Below are 14,200 nucleotides of genomic sequence, written 5' to 3' on the forward strand. Positions count from 1 at the left end.
ACGATTATCGAAAGCTCGTCGGTTCCACGTGGTAACACTCGCGCTCCCGAGCTACTCGAAGACCGGGCTGTCGGCTTCCAACGCTTCCACATCGTCGACGACGTCGCGAACGTCTTCGGGGAACAACGCGACCTGTACTTCGTTGCCGCTGTCGTCCTCGAAGACGAGTTTGACGCGCTTGTCGCCGAATTCGCGGGCTTCTGCGGCTTCGACGTCGAATAGTTTCGCGTCGGCGGCCGTGTTCGACGGGCCGACGTGCTTGACAGCACCGTCTTTCAGTTCGAACATGAGGTCCGAGAAGTTGACGTTGAGCACACGCCGACGTTGGCGGTGCGCCCACTAAACTCCGAGCACTGCAGCGGCCTCGACCGCGCGCCCGACCCACGGCATGTAGTCGGCCGTCCACGGGAACAGCGCAGCCGTTGCAGCGAACCAACCGAACCCGGAGCCGTACGCGAGCACGCCCGGCACGAGCGCGGTTACCGTGGCGCGCGCGAACGACGTGTCGTGAACGATGCGCGTCCCGAGCACGAGCAGCGCGAACGCCCACAGCCCGGAGACGAACGTGACTACTGGGACGCTGACACCGACGAACGCGCAGGGCGCGCTGGCGTACGCGAGCACTTGCACGGTTTCGCTGACGCCACCGCGGTCGGGAACCACGGCAGCGAGCACGAGTGTTTCGACAGCTGACAGCGCGTGCAGCGCGGCGGGCGCAATCAGGAGAACGGCGAGGGCGAGTGTGAGCGTGGCGGCGAGCCACGATGGGGCCGGGAATTCCAGTGCACGCCCGGGGTTCAGTACGAGTCGCGTTCCCTGTGAGACGAGCACGACCGCCATCGCGAACACCAGCCCCGGGGCTTGGTCGCCCGGCGAGACGGCTTCCTCGAAGAACGTCGTGGGGTTCACGAGCACCTGCGTGAACGCCTTCGCGAGCCCCACCGGCCCGCGCTCGCGGCCACCCTCAGGCTCTACCCACGTAGTCATCTCAGTCCCGCTCGACGACGTGGCAGTTCCGACACCGTGCCTCGTAGGACTCCTCCGCGCCGACCATAATCGTGGGGTCGTCGTAGTGGGCTGGCTCCCCCTCGATGAGCCGCTGGTTGCGGGTCGCGGGCTCCCCACACTGCGTGCAGATGGCCTGGAACTTCTCGACGTACTCGGCGACCGCCATCAACTGTGGGATGGGGTCGAACGGCTCCCCACGGAACGTCTGGTCGGTGCCGGAGACGACGACGCGGCGGCCGTCGCTAGCGAGGTTCTGACAGACTTCGACGAGTTCGTCGGGGAAGAAGTTCGCCTCGTCGATGGCGACGACTTCCTCGCCGTTGAGGTAGCTGGGAATCTTCGAGACGCCCTCTGCGGTGGTGTCGACGACCGTTGCCTCCCACGTGCGGCCGGCGTGCGAGCCGAGCGTCGCCTCGCCGTACCGGTCGTCGATGGCCGGCGTGAACGCCGCGACCTCCTGGCCCGCGATTTCCGCGCGCCGCAGCCGCCGCAACAGCTCCTCCGTCTTCCCGGAGAACATCGACCCCGTGATGACCTCGACCCACCCGGAGTTCGTAATCGCGTGCATGCTCACAACGGGGGTGGTCGCGGGGCAAAACGCTTGCTCATCTGCGGCGGCGATTACAGGCAGCCAGGAATCCACCCGCACCTATTTTGGGCCGGCTCACCTCTCGCGGCGTATGTACGACGACGTCCTGTTGCCGACCGACGGGAGCAGTGCCGCGGACGCTGCAGTCCCGCACGCAATCGAACTCGCGGACCGCTACGGTGCCCGCCTGCACGTTCTCTACGTCGCGGATACCACCGAGTACAGCACCGTCACCTTCGAGGACGACGTCGTCGATCCGCTGGCCGAGGAAGGCGAGCAGGTCGTCGACGACGTCGTCGAGAAAGCCAGCAACCAGAACATCGAAGCCGTCGGCGTCGTGATGAAGGGCGGTGCCTACGAGACCATCCTCCAGTACGTCGAAGACGAGGACATCGACGTGGTCGTGATGGGGACGCACGGCCGACGTGGTCTCGACCGCGCGCTCCTCGGGAGCGTCACCGAACGCATCGTCCGTACCTCAGACGTCCCCGTGTTGACGGTTCGCGAGGACGAAGCGTAGACCAGGCGTGGCCATTCGGTGCTGGCGGTCAGATACCTCGGACAGTCTCGATGACGCCGACGGATTCGAGGACCATCCACGCGAGGAAAAGCGCGTACAACGCGAGGAAGCCGACAGCTTCGCGGTCGGTGAGTTCGAGGTCGGTGCGGGTAGTGACGACGAACACGAGCGTCGCGAACGCCAAGAACCCCATCGTCGGCACCGCGACGCGGAAGTCGATGGTGGCGGTGCCGGCGAGGAGGACGCCGAGCGGGATGGCGACGAGGAGGTTGAACGTGTTGCTACCGAGGACGTTCGTGACGCTGGTGACGCTCTCGTCGTTCTTCGCGGCTCGGACGCTGACGATGGCGTCCGGGAGGCTGGTCGCGGCGGCGATGACCGTGACGCCCCAGAGGAATGTCGGCGTGTCGAACGTCGCGCCGAAGGAGAGCGCGGCGCGCACGATTCCCTCGACGCCGATGCCGATGACGACGAGTGCGGCGGCGAGCACGGCCCACTCGCGGCGCGGGCGCACGTCCGGCGCTGGTTCGGGGACGTGCTCGCTCGCGTCCTGCTGGTGGAGGAAAACGTAGACGCCGTACGTCGCGAGTGGAACGAGCGCGAGCGACGGCGTGAGGATTGCCGCCCGGTTCGTGCCGCCGGGAACGTAGGTCGCACCGAGCGCGAACACCAAGAACAGCACGAGAATGGAGATGATGTAGAACTGCGCGTCCTTGTGGACGATGTCCCGCGTGGTCGACAGCTCCTCGCTGGAGAACGCGGACAGCGCCGGAATCACGAGGAGGTTGAAGATGGCGCTCCCGACGATGGCGCCGACGCCCAGCGAGAATTCGCCGTGGACGACCGTGCTGACGACGACGGAACTGATTTCGGGGAAACTCGACCCGACGGCGACGACGATGGCACCGTGGACGGCGACGGGGAGGCCGTAGTACTTGCTGAGGCGCTCGGCGGAGCGCTCGAAGAAGCTGCTGCCCTTCCAGATGACGGCAGTACCAACGACGACCAGTACTAGTGGAACGAGAACCCCGGCCATGGACCGTGACGTACATTCGGCGGCCGGTTATTCGTTCTCCCTCCGGAACGACATTGCTGGCGTAGGCGCCGACTGTTCACTTCGCGAGGCGTGCGACCGTCTCTTCGCCGTGCTCTTCGAGTTCGACGAGGCCGTCCCCGGCGAGGTCTTCGAGTAAGCCACGGAGCCACTCGCGGCCGGTGTCGCCGCCGTAGTCGACGCGCACCCGCGGGCCGAGTTCGTCGAGTTCGAGTTCGCCGTGCTCGCGGAGCGCCCCGACAGCGCGCCCGCGCTTCTGTCGGCGACTCCCCTCGAACGTGGACTGCTCGGGGACGTCCGGCGCGGAGAAGTCGCCCGAGGCGTACGCCGCACACCACTCCCGCCACGGACACCCGGCCTCGTCGCAACTCGGGGACTTCCCGCAGGCCACCCCGCCTAATTCCATGATGGCGTTGTTCCAGACCTCGGACTCCCCGTCCGGCATCAGCTCGTTCGCGGCTTCCTCGAAGGCCGTGTCGTCGTCGGGGACGTCGAACGCGCGGTAGAGCACGCGCTTGACGTTCGTGTCCACAACCGCGTCGCCGTTGTCGAACGCGAACGACGCGACGGCGTTGGCGGTGTACGGGCCGACGCCCATCAACTCCGAGAGTTCGTCGGGCATCTCCGGGAACTGGCCATCGTAGTCGTTCTCGACCTGCTGGGCGGCCTCGTGGAGGTACTTCGCGCGGTTGTTGTACCCGAGGCTGTTCGCCGACCAAAACCCGACGACGTCCGCGCGGTCCGCAGCGGCGAGGTCGGTCGTCGTCGGCCACTTCTCGAGGAACGCGTGGTAGGCGTCCTCGACGCGGGAGAGTTGGGTCTGCTGGCTCATCACCTCCGAGACGAGAATCGCGTACGGGTCGTCGGTGCGGCGCCACGGGAAGTCCCGGTGGCCGTCCTCGTACCACGACACCAGCGCGTCCCGAACGGCGTCGACGTCGCTGGGAAGTGCGTACTCCCCGGCCCCCTCAGTCATGGACGGCAGTTGTTCGGTCGCGCGCTTAGGGGTGCTGGTTCGCGGCCGGCCGCGAATTGCAGGCGGGGAGAACGCCCGCGAGGATTAAGTTCTGCGCACGGGAAATCGGGCGTGATGCGACGGAACGCCCTCCTCTCGGTCTGCGTCGCCGCGTTGCTCGTGACCGCGGGCTGTACCGGCCTCTCGGACGGCGAAAACGCGGCGGACGCCGCACAACTCCAGAGCGACGTCGTGGACGCGATGGCCGACGTCGACACCTACCGCATGGAGATGCGGATGAACGTCTCTGCGAGCGGCCAGTCGCTGTCGATGACCCAACGCGGCGTCTTCGACCACGAGGCCGAACGAGCGCGCGTGAACGCGACTGTTCTCGGGCAGGAGACGACGACGTACATCGACGGCACGACGGCGTACGTGAACGTCGGTGGCATCTGGCAGACCCGCGACCTCTCGGACCGGGAGCCGTGGAACGAGAGCACCGGCATCGACCAGCAGCGCGCCCTTCTGGAGTCGGGTAACGTCACCGTCGCGGGGGCGGCGACCGTGGATGGCGTGGCGACGACCGTGCTGCGGGTCGACCCCGACCCGTCGGATGTGAAGTCCGTCGTCGCCCAGCAGCAAGGACAGGCGCTCGACGGGGTCGGCGTCGAGTCTGCCACTTACCGGATGTACGTCGCCAACGACACGCACCGGCTTCGGCAGGTCGAGATGAACCTCACGATGTCCATCAGCGGGCAGACCGCGGACGCGAACGCCACGATCACGTTCTCGGAGTACGGCGAGCCGGTGAACATCTCGGTGCCCGACGCCGCCACCGACCAGGCCGCGCGCGGCCGCGCTGTCGCCTGACGCGGGCGCTGCGAGCAACGGAAAGGCGTATCCCGACGCCAGCACACGTCCCGCGTATGAGTCTCGACGACCTCGAAACCGACGTCGAATTGGCGTACGAAGACCTCGACGACTACGAGTTCCTCGACCGCGAGAGTCGCCAAGAATTGGCGATGCTGAGCGCGGCGCTGGACGCCGACACGGACGAACTGCTGCGGCGTGCGATTCACCTGCTGTTCCAGTCGACGACCGAGTCCGGGCGCCTGGACTTCCACCTGCGGTCGACGTACGACGTCACCTACGACGAGTATCTCTCGGGGATGACGTTCGACGACGTGACCGGCGGCGCCGCGGTCCAGCAGCCCGACGACGACCGCCGCTACCAGTTCTAAAGCTGGACCGCCGACAGAATGCGGGGTTGTTAAATCCCGGACGCGCCGACTACGAGGTATGCGAGACCGAACGCGACGCGACGTGCTGCGAGCGACCGCAGGTATCGGCGCGACGGCCGCGCTCGCCGGTTGTCTCGGCGGTGGCGGCGGCAGCGACGACGAAGTCGACGCACTCGACGCTCCGGAGGGCACGGAAGTCGTCGAAGTCGGCCCCGACGGGAACTACGTCTTCGACCCCGAGGAACTCACGATTTCGACGGGGACGACCGTGCGGTTCGTCTGGCTGTCCGGGACGCACAACGTCGCCGTGACGAGTCAGCCCGCGGACGCCGACTGGTCGGGCCACGACACCATCGAGGAGCGCGGCTTCTACTTCGAGCACACCTTCGAGGTGCCGGGTCGCTACGAGTACGTCTGTACGCCCCACCAGGCGCAGGGGATGACCGGCGCAATCGTCGTCGAAGAGTAGTTACTGGACGTCCTCGCTGTGGCCCGTAGTGGGTCCAGCCTTCGTGACCTTCGGGTCGTCGAGAGCATCCAGGAAGACGTCCATCGCGACGTCGATTTCGCGCTCCGTGACGTCCAGCGGCGGGAGCAAGCGCACCGTCTTGTAGCCGCAGCCGAGCAACAGCAGCCCGCGCTCCAGGCACGCCTTCACGACGGCTTCGCGGCGGTCCTTGGTGTCGAACTCGACGCCGAGCATGAGGCCGTTCCCGCGCACGTCGGCGACGAAGCCGGGCGCGTCGTCGGCGAGAATCTCTTCGACCTGGCGGCCGCGCTCGGTGACGTTGTCGAGCACGCCGTCGCTGGTGATGGCGTCGATGGTGGCGACGCCCTGTGCGGCCGCGAGCAGGTCGCCCGCGCCCCACGTTGAGGAGAGTCGGCCGGTCTCGTCGGGGAAGAGATCCTCGTTGGCGACGGTCGCGCCGACGCGCAGGCCTTTCGCGGACGTGATGACGTCGGGGTCGATGCTGGTGTGGTCGACGCCCCAGAGTTCGCCCGTGCGGCCGAGCCCGGACTGAATCTCGTCGGCGATGACGGGGATGTCGTGGGTCTGTTGGATGTCGGCGATGTCGTCGGCGAAGTCGTCGCTGGGGACGCGGTAGCCGCCCTCGCCCTGCTGGGGTTCGAGGATGAGGTACGCCACTTCCTCAGGGTCGATGACGCCGCGCTTGGGATGGAGTTTGTCCGCAACGACGTTCCCACCGGGGCCGTTGGTCTTCCAGCCGCACTCGCAGTCGCCCTCACAAGCGCAGTAGGGTGCGGAGACGACGCCGCCGATTTCGGGGTAGCCGGTGCGGTGGACGGCCTTCGAACGGTTCAGCGAGAGCGCGCCGAGCGTGCGCCCGTGGAACGCGCCGTCGAACGTGAACGCGCGGTGGCCGCCGTTCGCGTAACAGATTTTGATGGCGTTCTCGACGGCTTCCGCGCCCGTATTCGAGAGGAAGACCGTGTCCAGGCCGTACTCCTCGGTGATATCGGTGAGCCGGTGAAGTAGTTGCGTGGATGTCGGTAAGTCGGCGTCCTCGGGTGGCCAGCCGCCGCTGGCGTAGAAGTCCTGGCCCGCAATCTTGGAGGGGTCGACGACGTCGAACTCCTCCAGTCGGTCCATGATTTTGGGGTTGTTGTAGCCGAACGGCGCGGCCGCGACGTGGCTCGTGAAGTCCATGAGGACGTTACCGTCGACGTCCCGGCAGAACGGGCCGGCGGCGTCTTCGGTGATGTCCCAGACGAACTCGTAGACGTACGTGCTGGGTGCGGCGTGCTCGTGGTGGTAGTCGACCCACTGCCGGGCTTTCTCGCCGGGCAGGCTCCGGACGCTCGGCTCCGCGGTCTCCCTGTCCATGCTACTGGTTGCCCGGGCCGCCGACAAAAGCGATTCGTTACGGTTGGGGCAAACTTCACCGGCCGTCAGAACGCGACGACAGCGGTCGCGACGCCACCAGCGACGAGCAGAACTGCGCTGTATCCGGCGACACGGTACGCGAATGAGCGGTTGTCGCTGGCGGCGGTGAGCGCGACCTTCACGCCGATGGAGGAGGCGGTTGCCAGCAACACAGCGATGGTGGCGGCCGTCCCCGAAATCGCGCCCGTCCGGTAGAGCACGATGGCGGACGTCGTCGCGCCCGCGCTCGACACCAGGCCGGAGAGGATGGCGGTCGCGTAGAGGCCGGCGGAACCGAATTGGGTCTGCGCGAGCCCACCCGCGACCACGACGACGAGGAACATCGCGCCGAACGCGAGCGCATTCCGCATTGAGAACGGGCTCTCCAGTTCCATCTCGACGCGCGTCGACCAGTCCGCGGTGACCGCCGCGACGCCGATACAGCCGAGGACGATGACGACGAGCGGGACCGTCGCCGCCACGAGCACGCCCGTCGAGAGCGTGAACACCACGACGATGAGGAGATTCCGGAGCGCCATCGCGGCATTTGCGAGCAAGACGCCCGCGACCGCGTACGACGCCGCCTCCGTGCGCTGGCTGACGTGGTCGAGCATCGTCCCGACGACCGCCGTCGAGGACGCCAGCCCGCCGAAGAACCCCGTGACGGCGATGCCGCGGCCGCCGTACGTCTTCACGACGACGTAATTCACGATGCCGATACCGGCGACGAACACGACCATCAGCCAGACGACGCGTGGCTCGATTTCGACCGCGTACCGCCCCGACCCGAGCGCGACGGTGCCGGCCGGCAACAGCGGGTAGACGACGAACGCCAGAATCGCGAATTCGAACGTCGAGCGCAGCTCCTCCCGGGAGAGCCCCCACGCGAACCCGTGGAGTTCGCGCTTGAACACCAGCAGGACGGAACTGGTGACGGCGACGACCGTCGCGGGGAGCACCGCGTCGATGGCGACGAGCACGCCGACGCCGTACGCCACCATCAGGCTCACAGCGGTCGTCAGGTGGAGCCCCTCGTCCTCGTTGCGCATCCCCGAGACCATCAGCACGCCCGTAACGACAATGACGAACGCGGCACCGACGCTGGAGAGGTACGGCGGGCAGACGCCCGCGGCGTCCGCGCAACGCTCTGTATCCACCTCGGTGAAGATGGTGGCGAGAACGCTGACGAGCGCGAACGTCCGGATGCCGGCGGCCTTCTGGGCCCACTCACGCTCGAGGCCGATGAACAGCCCGAGCGCGACCGACAGCGCGAGCCGGACGACGCGGCTGTCCACCGGGGCGTCCGCCAGCAACTCGATGATTCCGGGCACTCTCTGGCGTTCATCGTGGGTGGGCAAAAACTTGCGGGCTCAAACAGGCTGCCACCCGGGCACGGCCGGCGAATCTTTTTGCGTGGCCGCGCTGCAATCTCATGTAATGGACGTCGACCGCGGTCGACTCGCGTGGTGGGTGGTGGCTGCCGTGCTCAGCGGCGTGCTCGCGTTCACCGTCTACTCGTTCCTCGGGACGTTCGTGCTCGGCATCTTCATCTACTACGCGACGCGACCGGTCTACCGCCGTCTCGAACGGTGGATACAGCAGCCGACGGTCCGCGCGGTGGTGGCGCTCGTGACGCTCGCGCTCCCCGCGATGCTGGTCGTCGCCTACACCACCGCCGTCGGCCTCCAGGAGTTCAACCAGTTCGTCGACGCCCAGAACGTCGACCTCGGGCGGGTCGGAACGCTTCTCGACCCGTATCTCGACGTCTCCTCCATCGTCCAGGACCCGCAGGCGTTCCTGAACCAGCCGTCAGTACAGGAAGCGCTGGCGTCGTCGGCGAGCAACGCGCTGGAGTACGTCGGCTTCCTCGGGACGCTGTTCGTCCACCTGTTCGCGGTCGTCATCGTCGCGTTCTACCTGCTCCGGGACGACCACCGCCTCGGCGGCTGGTTCCAGCGTCGGTTCACGGACGGCAGCGGTGTCACAGAGGCGTACGCGCGGGCGGTCGACCACGACCTCTCGACGGTCTTCTTCGGAAACATCGTCTTCGCGTTCGCCACCGGCGTCATCGCCGCGGTGTCGTATGCGACGCTGGACGCGTTCTCGCCGGCGGGTATCGCCATCCCCTATCCCGTGTTGTTCGGGCTCATCACGGGCATCGCGAGCCTCGTTCCGGTCGTCGGCATCAAACTCGTGTGGATACCGCTAGCCGGGTGGCTCGGCTTCGTTGCGTACCAGAGCGGCACCGGCTACGTGTTCGTCGCCGTCTTCGTCGCTGTCGCCGCGGTCGTCGTGGACTTCGTGCCGGACTTGCTGTTGCGGCCGTACGTCTCGGGGCGCGACATCCACCTCGGGCTGGTGATTCTGTCGTACGTCTTCGGGCCGCTACTGTGGGGCTGGTACGGACTGTTCCTCGGCCCGCTCGTGCTCGTGTTCGTCGTCCACTTCGCCCGGCTCGTGCTCCCGGAGTTGCTGGCGGGCGAGGAGATTTCACCGGAGGCGCTGGGGGGCGACATCTTGACGGCGAGCGACGACGGCGAACAGACTGACGTCTCGGAATTCGAGTCGGATTCGGAGAACGGCGGGGGGTCGTAGTCAGCGCGCTTCGAGGCGGGTGCCGTCGTGCGGGCAGTACGCGAATTCGGGATTCTGCGTCCGGAACCCGCAATCCGGGCACTCGTAGACGGCGGGTTCCTCGGTGCGTCGTCGGAACAGCAGCGGAATCAGCGGCACTGCGAGGAAGAAGACGGCGATATCGAAGACGACCCACGCGGCGACGCTGATAGCGAGGCTCGCGAGCACGCCGACGGCGGCGGTGGCGGTCCGCGAGGAGACCACAGCTAGTCGAGGTCGACGTACTGCTGTTCCCACTCGCGGCGCGCGGCGATTTCGCGGCGGCCGCGGCGAGTGAGCGTGTAGTAGTTAGTCCGCTGGTCGAGTTGGCCTTTGTCGACGAGGCCCTTGTCGACGAGGGTGTCGAGGTTGGGGTAGAGTCGACCGTGGTGGATTTCCGACTCGTAGTACTCTTCGAGTTCTTCCTTGATGGCGAGGCCGTGTGGCTCGTCTAGTCCGGCGACGACGTAGAGGAGGTCGCGCTGGAACCCTGTCAGGTCATACATATGTCCTACTCTCGTTACGTCTTTCGTCTCGGAAAGCATAAGCGTAGGGGATTGGCGTGCCGATTGCCGATAACGACCGGGCGTGTATCGAAGTGACATGTCGATATCGGTGACTCGAACTGGCATCGCCCGCCGTCCCGCCGACTTTATGCCGGCCGCCGAGCGACACGCTCACATGGCCGGCGTGGACGCCCACGACCTCGCAGACGTCTCGCCGACAGCGTGGCGACTCCTCCGCGTCGCCGCCGACTTCAGCCAGCGCGACGTCGAGCGCGCAGCTCCGGACCTCCGGCAGGCCCACGTCTCGATGCTCGAGGGTGGAAACCGCGGGCTCTCCGGCGACCGCCTCCGCGACCTCTTCGACCTCTACGCGGCCGAACTCGACGACGAGCAGGTGGCCGCCATCGTCGAGCACTTCTGAGCCGCCGCGACGAGAGTAATTCCGTTAATCATTAACGATAGGAGTGGCGACTGCCCGTGTATCAATGATACAGGTGGACGTTCGCTCGACGCGTGGCCGACTCGCGGTGTTCGCGCTCGCGCTCGCGGTCACCGCCGCCATCGCGCTCGCACCGACCCCCGAGGGCCTCGGCCTCGAAGGGAAGTACGCCATCGCCACGATGGCGTTCGCCGGCATCCTCTGGGTGACCGGCGCGCTCCCACTGGCGGTCACCGCGCTCTCGATTCCCGCGCTGCTCACCGCGTTCGGGGTGTTCGGCGACCTCGACGACGCGCTCGCGCCGTTCGCCGACCACCTCATCTTCCTGTTCATCGCGGGGTTCATGCTCGCGAACGCGCTCCAGAAGTACGACATCGACCGCCGCATCGCGCTGTACATCATGGCGCGCATGGGGTCCAGTCCCCGCAAGCTCATCCTCGCGGTGATGATCGCGACCGCGGTACTCTCGATGTGGGTCTCGAACACCGCCACCAGCGCGATGATGACGCCCATCGCGGTCGGCGTGCTCGCGCAAGTCGTCGGCCGCGATGAACTCACGGAAGCCGGTGACGGGGAACCCACGACGAACATCCAGGTCGCCACCCTCCTCGGGACTGCGTACGGTGCCAGCGTCGGCGGCGTCGGCACGCTCATCGGGACGCCGCCGAACGCCGTCGTCGCAGGCGTCCTCAACGACCAGCTCGGCTACGAAATCGGGTTCGCCGACTGGCTGCTCATCGGCCTTCCCATCGTCGTCGTCACGCTCCCCATCGTCTGGTACGTCCTGACGTTCCGGCTGTTCCCGCCGGAAATCGAGGACGTCAGTGGCGCACGCGAGGAAGCACGCCGCTACCTTCGCGAGGAGGGCGAACTGAGCACGCGCGGCCGCCGCGTCGCGTACATCTTCACCGCGACCGCCGGCCTGTGGGTTCTGGGCGGCCTCGGCGGCCCCGTCTGGTGGCTCTTCGAGACCGTCGGCCTCAGCACCGACACCGCGAACGTCCTCCACACCACGCTGTTCGGCGGCAGCGGCCCGACGCTGTTCGGCACCGAAGGCGGCTATCAGGGACTGCTGTACTACGTCATGGTCGGCCTCTACGCCATCCCCGCGCTCGTGCTCGCGGACACCACCGAGTGGGAGGACCTCGTCGACATCGACTGGGGGACCATCCTCCTCTTCGGCGGTGGCCTCTCGCTGGCCTCCGGGTTCGCCAACAGCGGCGCGACACGCTGGATCGCCGAGTCCATCTTCGGCTCGCTCACCGGCCTCCCCATCGTCGTCATCGTCGCCGCTGTCGTCCTGCTGGTCATCTTCCTCACGGAGATGACCTCCAACACCGCCACTGCCACCATCATCGTGCCAGTGCTCGTCTCTATCGGTGGTATCCTCGCTGCGACGCTCGGCCTCGCCGAGGAGTCCGCCGCCATCTTCCTGGCGGTGAGTGGCGCTATCGCCGCGAGCTTCGCGTTCGCGCTCCCGGTCGCGACGCCCCCAAACGCCATCGTGTTCGGCTCGGGGTACCTCGAACAGCGCGACATGATGCGCGCCGGCGTCGTCCTCAACCTCCTCATGACCGCGGTACTGACGGTGTTCATCTGGCTGCTGTTCCAGTTCGTCTGGCCGATGTTCCTCTGGTAGCGCAGCCCGACGACTCGACGCCTCGTCTTCCGGCGTCTTCGAGCAATCGCGACGAATTCGACCTCGTGGCAGTCGTGCTACCCATCCTCTCGGAACGGTTATCCGTGTATCGCGCCTCTGTTTGGTTGTAATGGCAGAAGGTAAGGTTGACTTCTTCAACGACACTGGCGGCTACGGTTTCATCACGACTGACGACGGCGACCTCGACGACGACGAAGACGTGTTCTTCCACATGGAAGACGTCGGCGGCGAAGACCTCACCGAAGGTACTGAGGTCGAATTCGACATCGAGTCCTCGCCCAAGGGGCCTCGCGCAGCGAACGTCGTCCGACTGTAATACGACGTACCTGTCGTTCACAGCGACATCCGACACTCCAATTTTTCAGACGACGATACGGCCGAGCTGACGCGCTCTGTACGTAACCGAATATACTGACGAGAACCATCTCTGGAGCGCCTGGTGAGACGAATTCACAGTACTGCCGCTTCGAGCGTTGTACAACGGAAAAGGATGCGGAGCCGGAAAAGCCGGCCCCGCAGCCGCCCTGAATTGGTCCCCGCTGACGCTTCGGCCCTCCAAAGCGAAGCGTCACCTGGGTCAAAACGGGCGACGATAATAAACCTATCCCCGGCAGTAACGGCTGCCGCTACATGTGCTCTTCTTCCAACACCCAGCCGAGCGCCCGTCGGTAGTACGTGAACATCTCGCGGACGCCCTCGTGGTTCATCTCCTCGGATTCGAGCTGTTCGACGAGAAACTCGTATTGCTCGCGGATTTCCTCCTCGCTTCGCATACCGACTGTCGGAACGCCGGCCGTATCAATATGCCGCGCTACTTCCGGTCGAGACGCGAGAGCCCGTGCCAGATGGCGTTCACGAGCCGCTCCTCGCCGTCCCCCTCGGCGACCGTCCAACCGCGAGCGAGCGCATCCTCCAGCGCATCGAGGTCGTGGTTCTCGAAGTTGTTCATCCCGCGGAACGCTTCGAGCGCGTCCCGAGCGGCTTCGTCGAACTCGCCGGATGGCGTCCCGTCGTAGAAGCCGAGGTCGGCGAGCGCTCCCTCGACGGCTTCGGCGGTGTCGCCGTCGAGTTCGCGGTACTCCTCGGGGTCCTCGCGTTCGAGGAGCGTGACGTCGTAGACGCGGAACACGCGCTCCAGTTCGTCGATGGGCGCGTCGTGGTCGTCCACGCGGACGTCTATCCAGCGGTCGTTCCTGCCGTCGTAGCCGCCCTCGGGTTTCGCGACGTACAGCGCGGCAGACTGCTCGCCACGCTGGTCGCCGCCCGCCTCGTTGCCCGCGTGCAGCGCCGCGATGAGTTTCTCCGGGAGGCCACCCTCGGTCGCCTCGAACGTCTCGGCCATCGCGTCCACGGTCTCACGGTTTTCGAGGATGTTCCCCTGCACGGTGTACTGTTCGCCCTGTCGGTCGCTGGCGTGGTCGAAGCACTCGTCGCCCGTGAACGCGGCCACGGAGCCGTCCTGCCCCACGACGCCCACCTGTCGCTGCGGGGCGTCCTCGTCGTCCTCGGTGAGTTGCTCGACGACTTCGTCGGCCGAGTACCCCTCGCGTAGCAGGTCGAGGCCGTCCGGGCCGTACGCGACGTTCGCAAAACTCTGCGTGGCGATGGCACCCGCGTCGGCGCTTGCGAACGGGACGACCGCGCCCACGCCGACGAACTTCGACTGGACGGCGACCCCGACCGCGTCGGTCTCCGGGTCGCGCGCAACGATGGAGAACGTCATGGCCGGC

At 66.6% G+C, this 14,200-nt stretch carries 19 protein-coding genes; 8 read left to right on the plus strand and 11 right to left on the minus strand.

What is annotated here, in order from left to right; genetic code table 11:
* Nucleotides 1-51: 51 nt before the first annotated feature.
* The 3 genes from LPA46_RS09645 to LPA46_RS09655 are packed head-to-tail and all read right to left on the minus strand — an operon-like array spanning nt 52 to nt 1,576.
* Nucleotides 52-288 carry a hypothetical protein gene (locus LPA46_RS09645; RefSeq protein WP_269069861.1) on the minus strand — a complete coding sequence of 79 codons (237 nt, stop codon included), beginning with the start codon at nt 286-288 and terminating at the stop codon, nt 52-54.
* A 51-nt stretch (nt 289-339) separates the two neighbouring features.
* On the minus strand, nt 340-987 hold the full coding sequence (locus LPA46_RS09650; protein WP_230892338.1) for a YIP1 family protein: 648 nt from the start codon (nt 985-987) through the stop codon (nt 340-342).
* A gap of 1 nt (nt 988) precedes the next feature.
* Nucleotides 989-1,576 carry a thymidine kinase gene (locus LPA46_RS09655; protein ID WP_230892339.1) on the minus strand — a complete coding sequence of 196 codons (588 nt, stop codon included), beginning with the start codon at nt 1,574-1,576 and terminating at the stop codon, nt 989-991.
* Between the two features lie 112 nt (nt 1,577-1,688).
* On the opposite strand from LPA46_RS09655, the gene LPA46_RS09660 reads away from it, so the two are divergent.
* Nucleotides 1,689-2,117, plus strand: a complete 429-nt coding sequence (locus tag LPA46_RS09660; protein WP_230888920.1) for a universal stress protein — start codon at nt 1,689-1,691, stop codon at nt 2,115-2,117.
* 28 nt (nt 2,118-2,145) lie between these two features.
* Here the strand turns inward: LPA46_RS09660 and LPA46_RS09665 are convergent, their stop codons facing one another.
* Nucleotides 2,146-3,153 carry a sodium:calcium antiporter gene (locus LPA46_RS09665; protein WP_230892340.1) on the minus strand — a complete coding sequence of 336 codons (1,008 nt, stop codon included), beginning with the start codon at nt 3,151-3,153 and terminating at the stop codon, nt 2,146-2,148.
* A 76-nt stretch (nt 3,154-3,229) separates the two neighbouring features.
* Nucleotides 3,230-4,147, minus strand: coding sequence for an A/G-specific adenine glycosylase (locus tag LPA46_RS09670; RefSeq protein ID WP_230892341.1), 918 nt, complete (start codon nt 4,145-4,147; stop codon nt 3,230-3,232).
* A gap of 114 nt (nt 4,148-4,261) precedes the next feature.
* Between LPA46_RS09670 and LPA46_RS09675 the strand changes: the two genes are divergently transcribed.
* The 3 genes from LPA46_RS09675 to LPA46_RS09685 are packed head-to-tail and all read left to right on the plus strand — an operon-like array spanning nt 4,262 to nt 5,836.
* Complete coding sequence (locus LPA46_RS09675) at nt 4,262-4,996, plus strand: DUF6612 family protein (RefSeq protein ID WP_230892342.1); 735 nt, start codon at nt 4,262-4,264, stop codon at nt 4,994-4,996.
* Between the two features lie 56 nt (nt 4,997-5,052).
* The gene (locus tag LPA46_RS09680; protein WP_230888924.1) at nt 5,053-5,367 is read left to right on the plus strand and encodes a hypothetical protein; all 315 of its coding nucleotides are present in this window, start codon (nt 5,053-5,055) and stop codon (nt 5,365-5,367) included.
* 58 nt (nt 5,368-5,425) lie between these two features.
* The gene (locus LPA46_RS09685; protein WP_230892343.1) at nt 5,426-5,836 is read left to right on the plus strand and encodes a plastocyanin/azurin family copper-binding protein; all 411 of its coding nucleotides are present in this window, start codon (nt 5,426-5,428) and stop codon (nt 5,834-5,836) included.
* Here LPA46_RS09685 and LPA46_RS09690 read toward each other — a convergent pair whose 3' ends face one another.
* Together LPA46_RS09690 and LPA46_RS09695 are read right to left on the minus strand one after the other, a co-directional pair.
* Nucleotides 5,837-7,213 (minus strand): class-III pyridoxal-phosphate-dependent aminotransferase, encoded by a 1,377-nt coding sequence (locus LPA46_RS09690; protein WP_230892344.1) that lies wholly within the window; start codon nt 7,211-7,213, stop codon nt 5,837-5,839. It lies immediately after the preceding gene.
* A gap of 65 nt (nt 7,214-7,278) precedes the next feature.
* Complete coding sequence (locus LPA46_RS09695; protein ID WP_230888927.1) at nt 7,279-8,583, minus strand: MgtC/SapB family protein; 1,305 nt, start codon at nt 8,581-8,583, stop codon at nt 7,279-7,281.
* A gap of 106 nt (nt 8,584-8,689) precedes the next feature.
* Here LPA46_RS09695 and LPA46_RS09700 point away from each other — a divergent pair, with 106 nt between their 5' ends.
* On the plus strand, nt 8,690-9,847 hold the full coding sequence (locus LPA46_RS09700) for an AI-2E family transporter (protein ID WP_230892345.1): 1,158 nt from the start codon (nt 8,690-8,692) through the stop codon (nt 9,845-9,847).
* Here LPA46_RS09700 and LPA46_RS09705 read toward each other — a convergent pair whose 3' ends face one another.
* Nucleotides 9,848-10,090 (minus strand): hypothetical protein, encoded by a 243-nt coding sequence (locus tag LPA46_RS09705; RefSeq protein WP_230892346.1) that lies wholly within the window; start codon nt 10,088-10,090, stop codon nt 9,848-9,850. It lies immediately after the preceding gene.
* Nucleotides 10,091-10,092: 2 nt separating this feature from the next.
* Nucleotides 10,093-10,371 carry a PadR family transcriptional regulator gene (locus LPA46_RS09710; RefSeq protein WP_058983503.1) on the minus strand — a complete coding sequence of 93 codons (279 nt, stop codon included), beginning with the start codon at nt 10,369-10,371 and terminating at the stop codon, nt 10,093-10,095.
* Nucleotides 10,372-10,546: 175 nt separating this feature from the next.
* Between LPA46_RS09710 and LPA46_RS09715 the strand changes: the two genes are divergently transcribed.
* From LPA46_RS09715 to LPA46_RS09725, 3 genes are all read left to right on the plus strand, one after another.
* Nucleotides 10,547-10,792 (plus strand): hypothetical protein, encoded by a 246-nt coding sequence (locus LPA46_RS09715; RefSeq protein ID WP_230892347.1) that lies wholly within the window; start codon nt 10,547-10,549, stop codon nt 10,790-10,792.
* A gap of 64 nt (nt 10,793-10,856) precedes the next feature.
* Nucleotides 10,857-12,449: an SLC13 family permease gene (locus LPA46_RS09720; RefSeq protein ID WP_230892348.1), complete on the plus strand. Its 1,593-nt coding sequence runs from the start codon at nt 10,857-10,859 to the stop codon at nt 12,447-12,449.
* A 130-nt stretch (nt 12,450-12,579) separates the two neighbouring features.
* On the plus strand, nt 12,580-12,786 hold the full coding sequence (locus LPA46_RS09725) for a cold-shock protein (protein ID WP_230888932.1): 207 nt from the start codon (nt 12,580-12,582) through the stop codon (nt 12,784-12,786).
* 310 nt (nt 12,787-13,096) lie between these two features.
* Here LPA46_RS09725 and LPA46_RS09730 read toward each other — a convergent pair whose 3' ends face one another.
* Both LPA46_RS09730 and LPA46_RS09735 read right to left on the minus strand, forming a co-directional pair.
* Nucleotides 13,097-13,243, minus strand: coding sequence for a hypothetical protein (locus LPA46_RS09730; protein WP_230888933.1), 147 nt, complete (start codon nt 13,241-13,243; stop codon nt 13,097-13,099).
* Between the two features lie 38 nt (nt 13,244-13,281).
* Nucleotides 13,282-14,193: a DUF1028 domain-containing protein gene (locus LPA46_RS09735; RefSeq protein WP_230892349.1), complete on the minus strand. Its 912-nt coding sequence runs from the start codon at nt 14,191-14,193 to the stop codon at nt 13,282-13,284.
* Between the last annotated feature and the right edge of the window lie 7 nt (nt 14,194-14,200).

The organism is Halobacterium sp. KA-6, from assembly GCF_021029015.1.
Classification (GTDB): Archaea; Halobacteriota; Halobacteria; order Halobacteriales; family Halobacteriaceae; genus Halobacterium.

Excerpts from the sequence above, each read along its gene's own strand:
- LPA46_RS09645 (WP_269069861.1), bottom strand. The coding sequence starts at position 288 with ATGTTCGAACTGAAAGACGGTGCTGTCAAGCACGTCGGCCCGTCGAAC.
- LPA46_RS09650 (WP_230892338.1), bottom strand. The coding sequence starts at position 987 with ATGACTACGTGGGTAGAGCCTGAGGGTGGCCGCGAGCGCGGGCCGGTG.
- LPA46_RS09655 (WP_230892339.1), bottom strand. The coding sequence starts at position 1,576 with ATGCACGCGATTACGAACTCCGGGTGGGTCGAGGTCATCACGGGGTCG.
- LPA46_RS09660 (WP_230888920.1), top strand. The coding sequence starts at position 1,689 with ATGTACGACGACGTCCTGTTGCCGACCGACGGGAGCAGTGCCGCGGAC.
- LPA46_RS09665 (WP_230892340.1), bottom strand. The coding sequence starts at position 3,153 with ATGGCCGGGGTTCTCGTTCCACTAGTACTGGTCGTCGTTGGTACTGCC.
- LPA46_RS09670 (WP_230892341.1), bottom strand. The coding sequence starts at position 4,147 with ATGACTGAGGGGGCCGGGGAGTACGCACTTCCCAGCGACGTCGACGCC.
- LPA46_RS09675 (WP_230892342.1), top strand. The coding sequence starts at position 4,262 with ATGCGACGGAACGCCCTCCTCTCGGTCTGCGTCGCCGCGTTGCTCGTG.
- LPA46_RS09680 (WP_230888924.1), top strand. The coding sequence starts at position 5,053 with ATGAGTCTCGACGACCTCGAAACCGACGTCGAATTGGCGTACGAAGAC.
- LPA46_RS09685 (WP_230892343.1), top strand. The coding sequence starts at position 5,426 with ATGCGAGACCGAACGCGACGCGACGTGCTGCGAGCGACCGCAGGTATC.
- LPA46_RS09690 (WP_230892344.1), bottom strand. The coding sequence starts at position 7,213 with ATGGACAGGGAGACCGCGGAGCCGAGCGTCCGGAGCCTGCCCGGCGAG.
- LPA46_RS09700 (WP_230892345.1), top strand. The coding sequence starts at position 8,690 with ATGGACGTCGACCGCGGTCGACTCGCGTGGTGGGTGGTGGCTGCCGTG.
- LPA46_RS09710 (WP_058983503.1), bottom strand. The coding sequence starts at position 10,371 with ATGTATGACCTGACAGGGTTCCAGCGCGACCTCCTCTACGTCGTCGCC.
- LPA46_RS09715 (WP_230892347.1), top strand. The coding sequence starts at position 10,547 with ATGGCCGGCGTGGACGCCCACGACCTCGCAGACGTCTCGCCGACAGCG.
- LPA46_RS09720 (WP_230892348.1), top strand. The coding sequence starts at position 10,857 with ATGATACAGGTGGACGTTCGCTCGACGCGTGGCCGACTCGCGGTGTTC.
- LPA46_RS09725 (WP_230888932.1), top strand. The coding sequence starts at position 12,580 with ATGGCAGAAGGTAAGGTTGACTTCTTCAACGACACTGGCGGCTACGGT.
- LPA46_RS09730 (WP_230888933.1), bottom strand. The coding sequence starts at position 13,243 with ATGCGAAGCGAGGAGGAAATCCGCGAGCAATACGAGTTTCTCGTCGAA.
- LPA46_RS09735 (WP_230892349.1), bottom strand. The coding sequence starts at position 14,193 with ATGACGTTCTCCATCGTTGCGCGCGACCCGGAGACCGACGCGGTCGGG.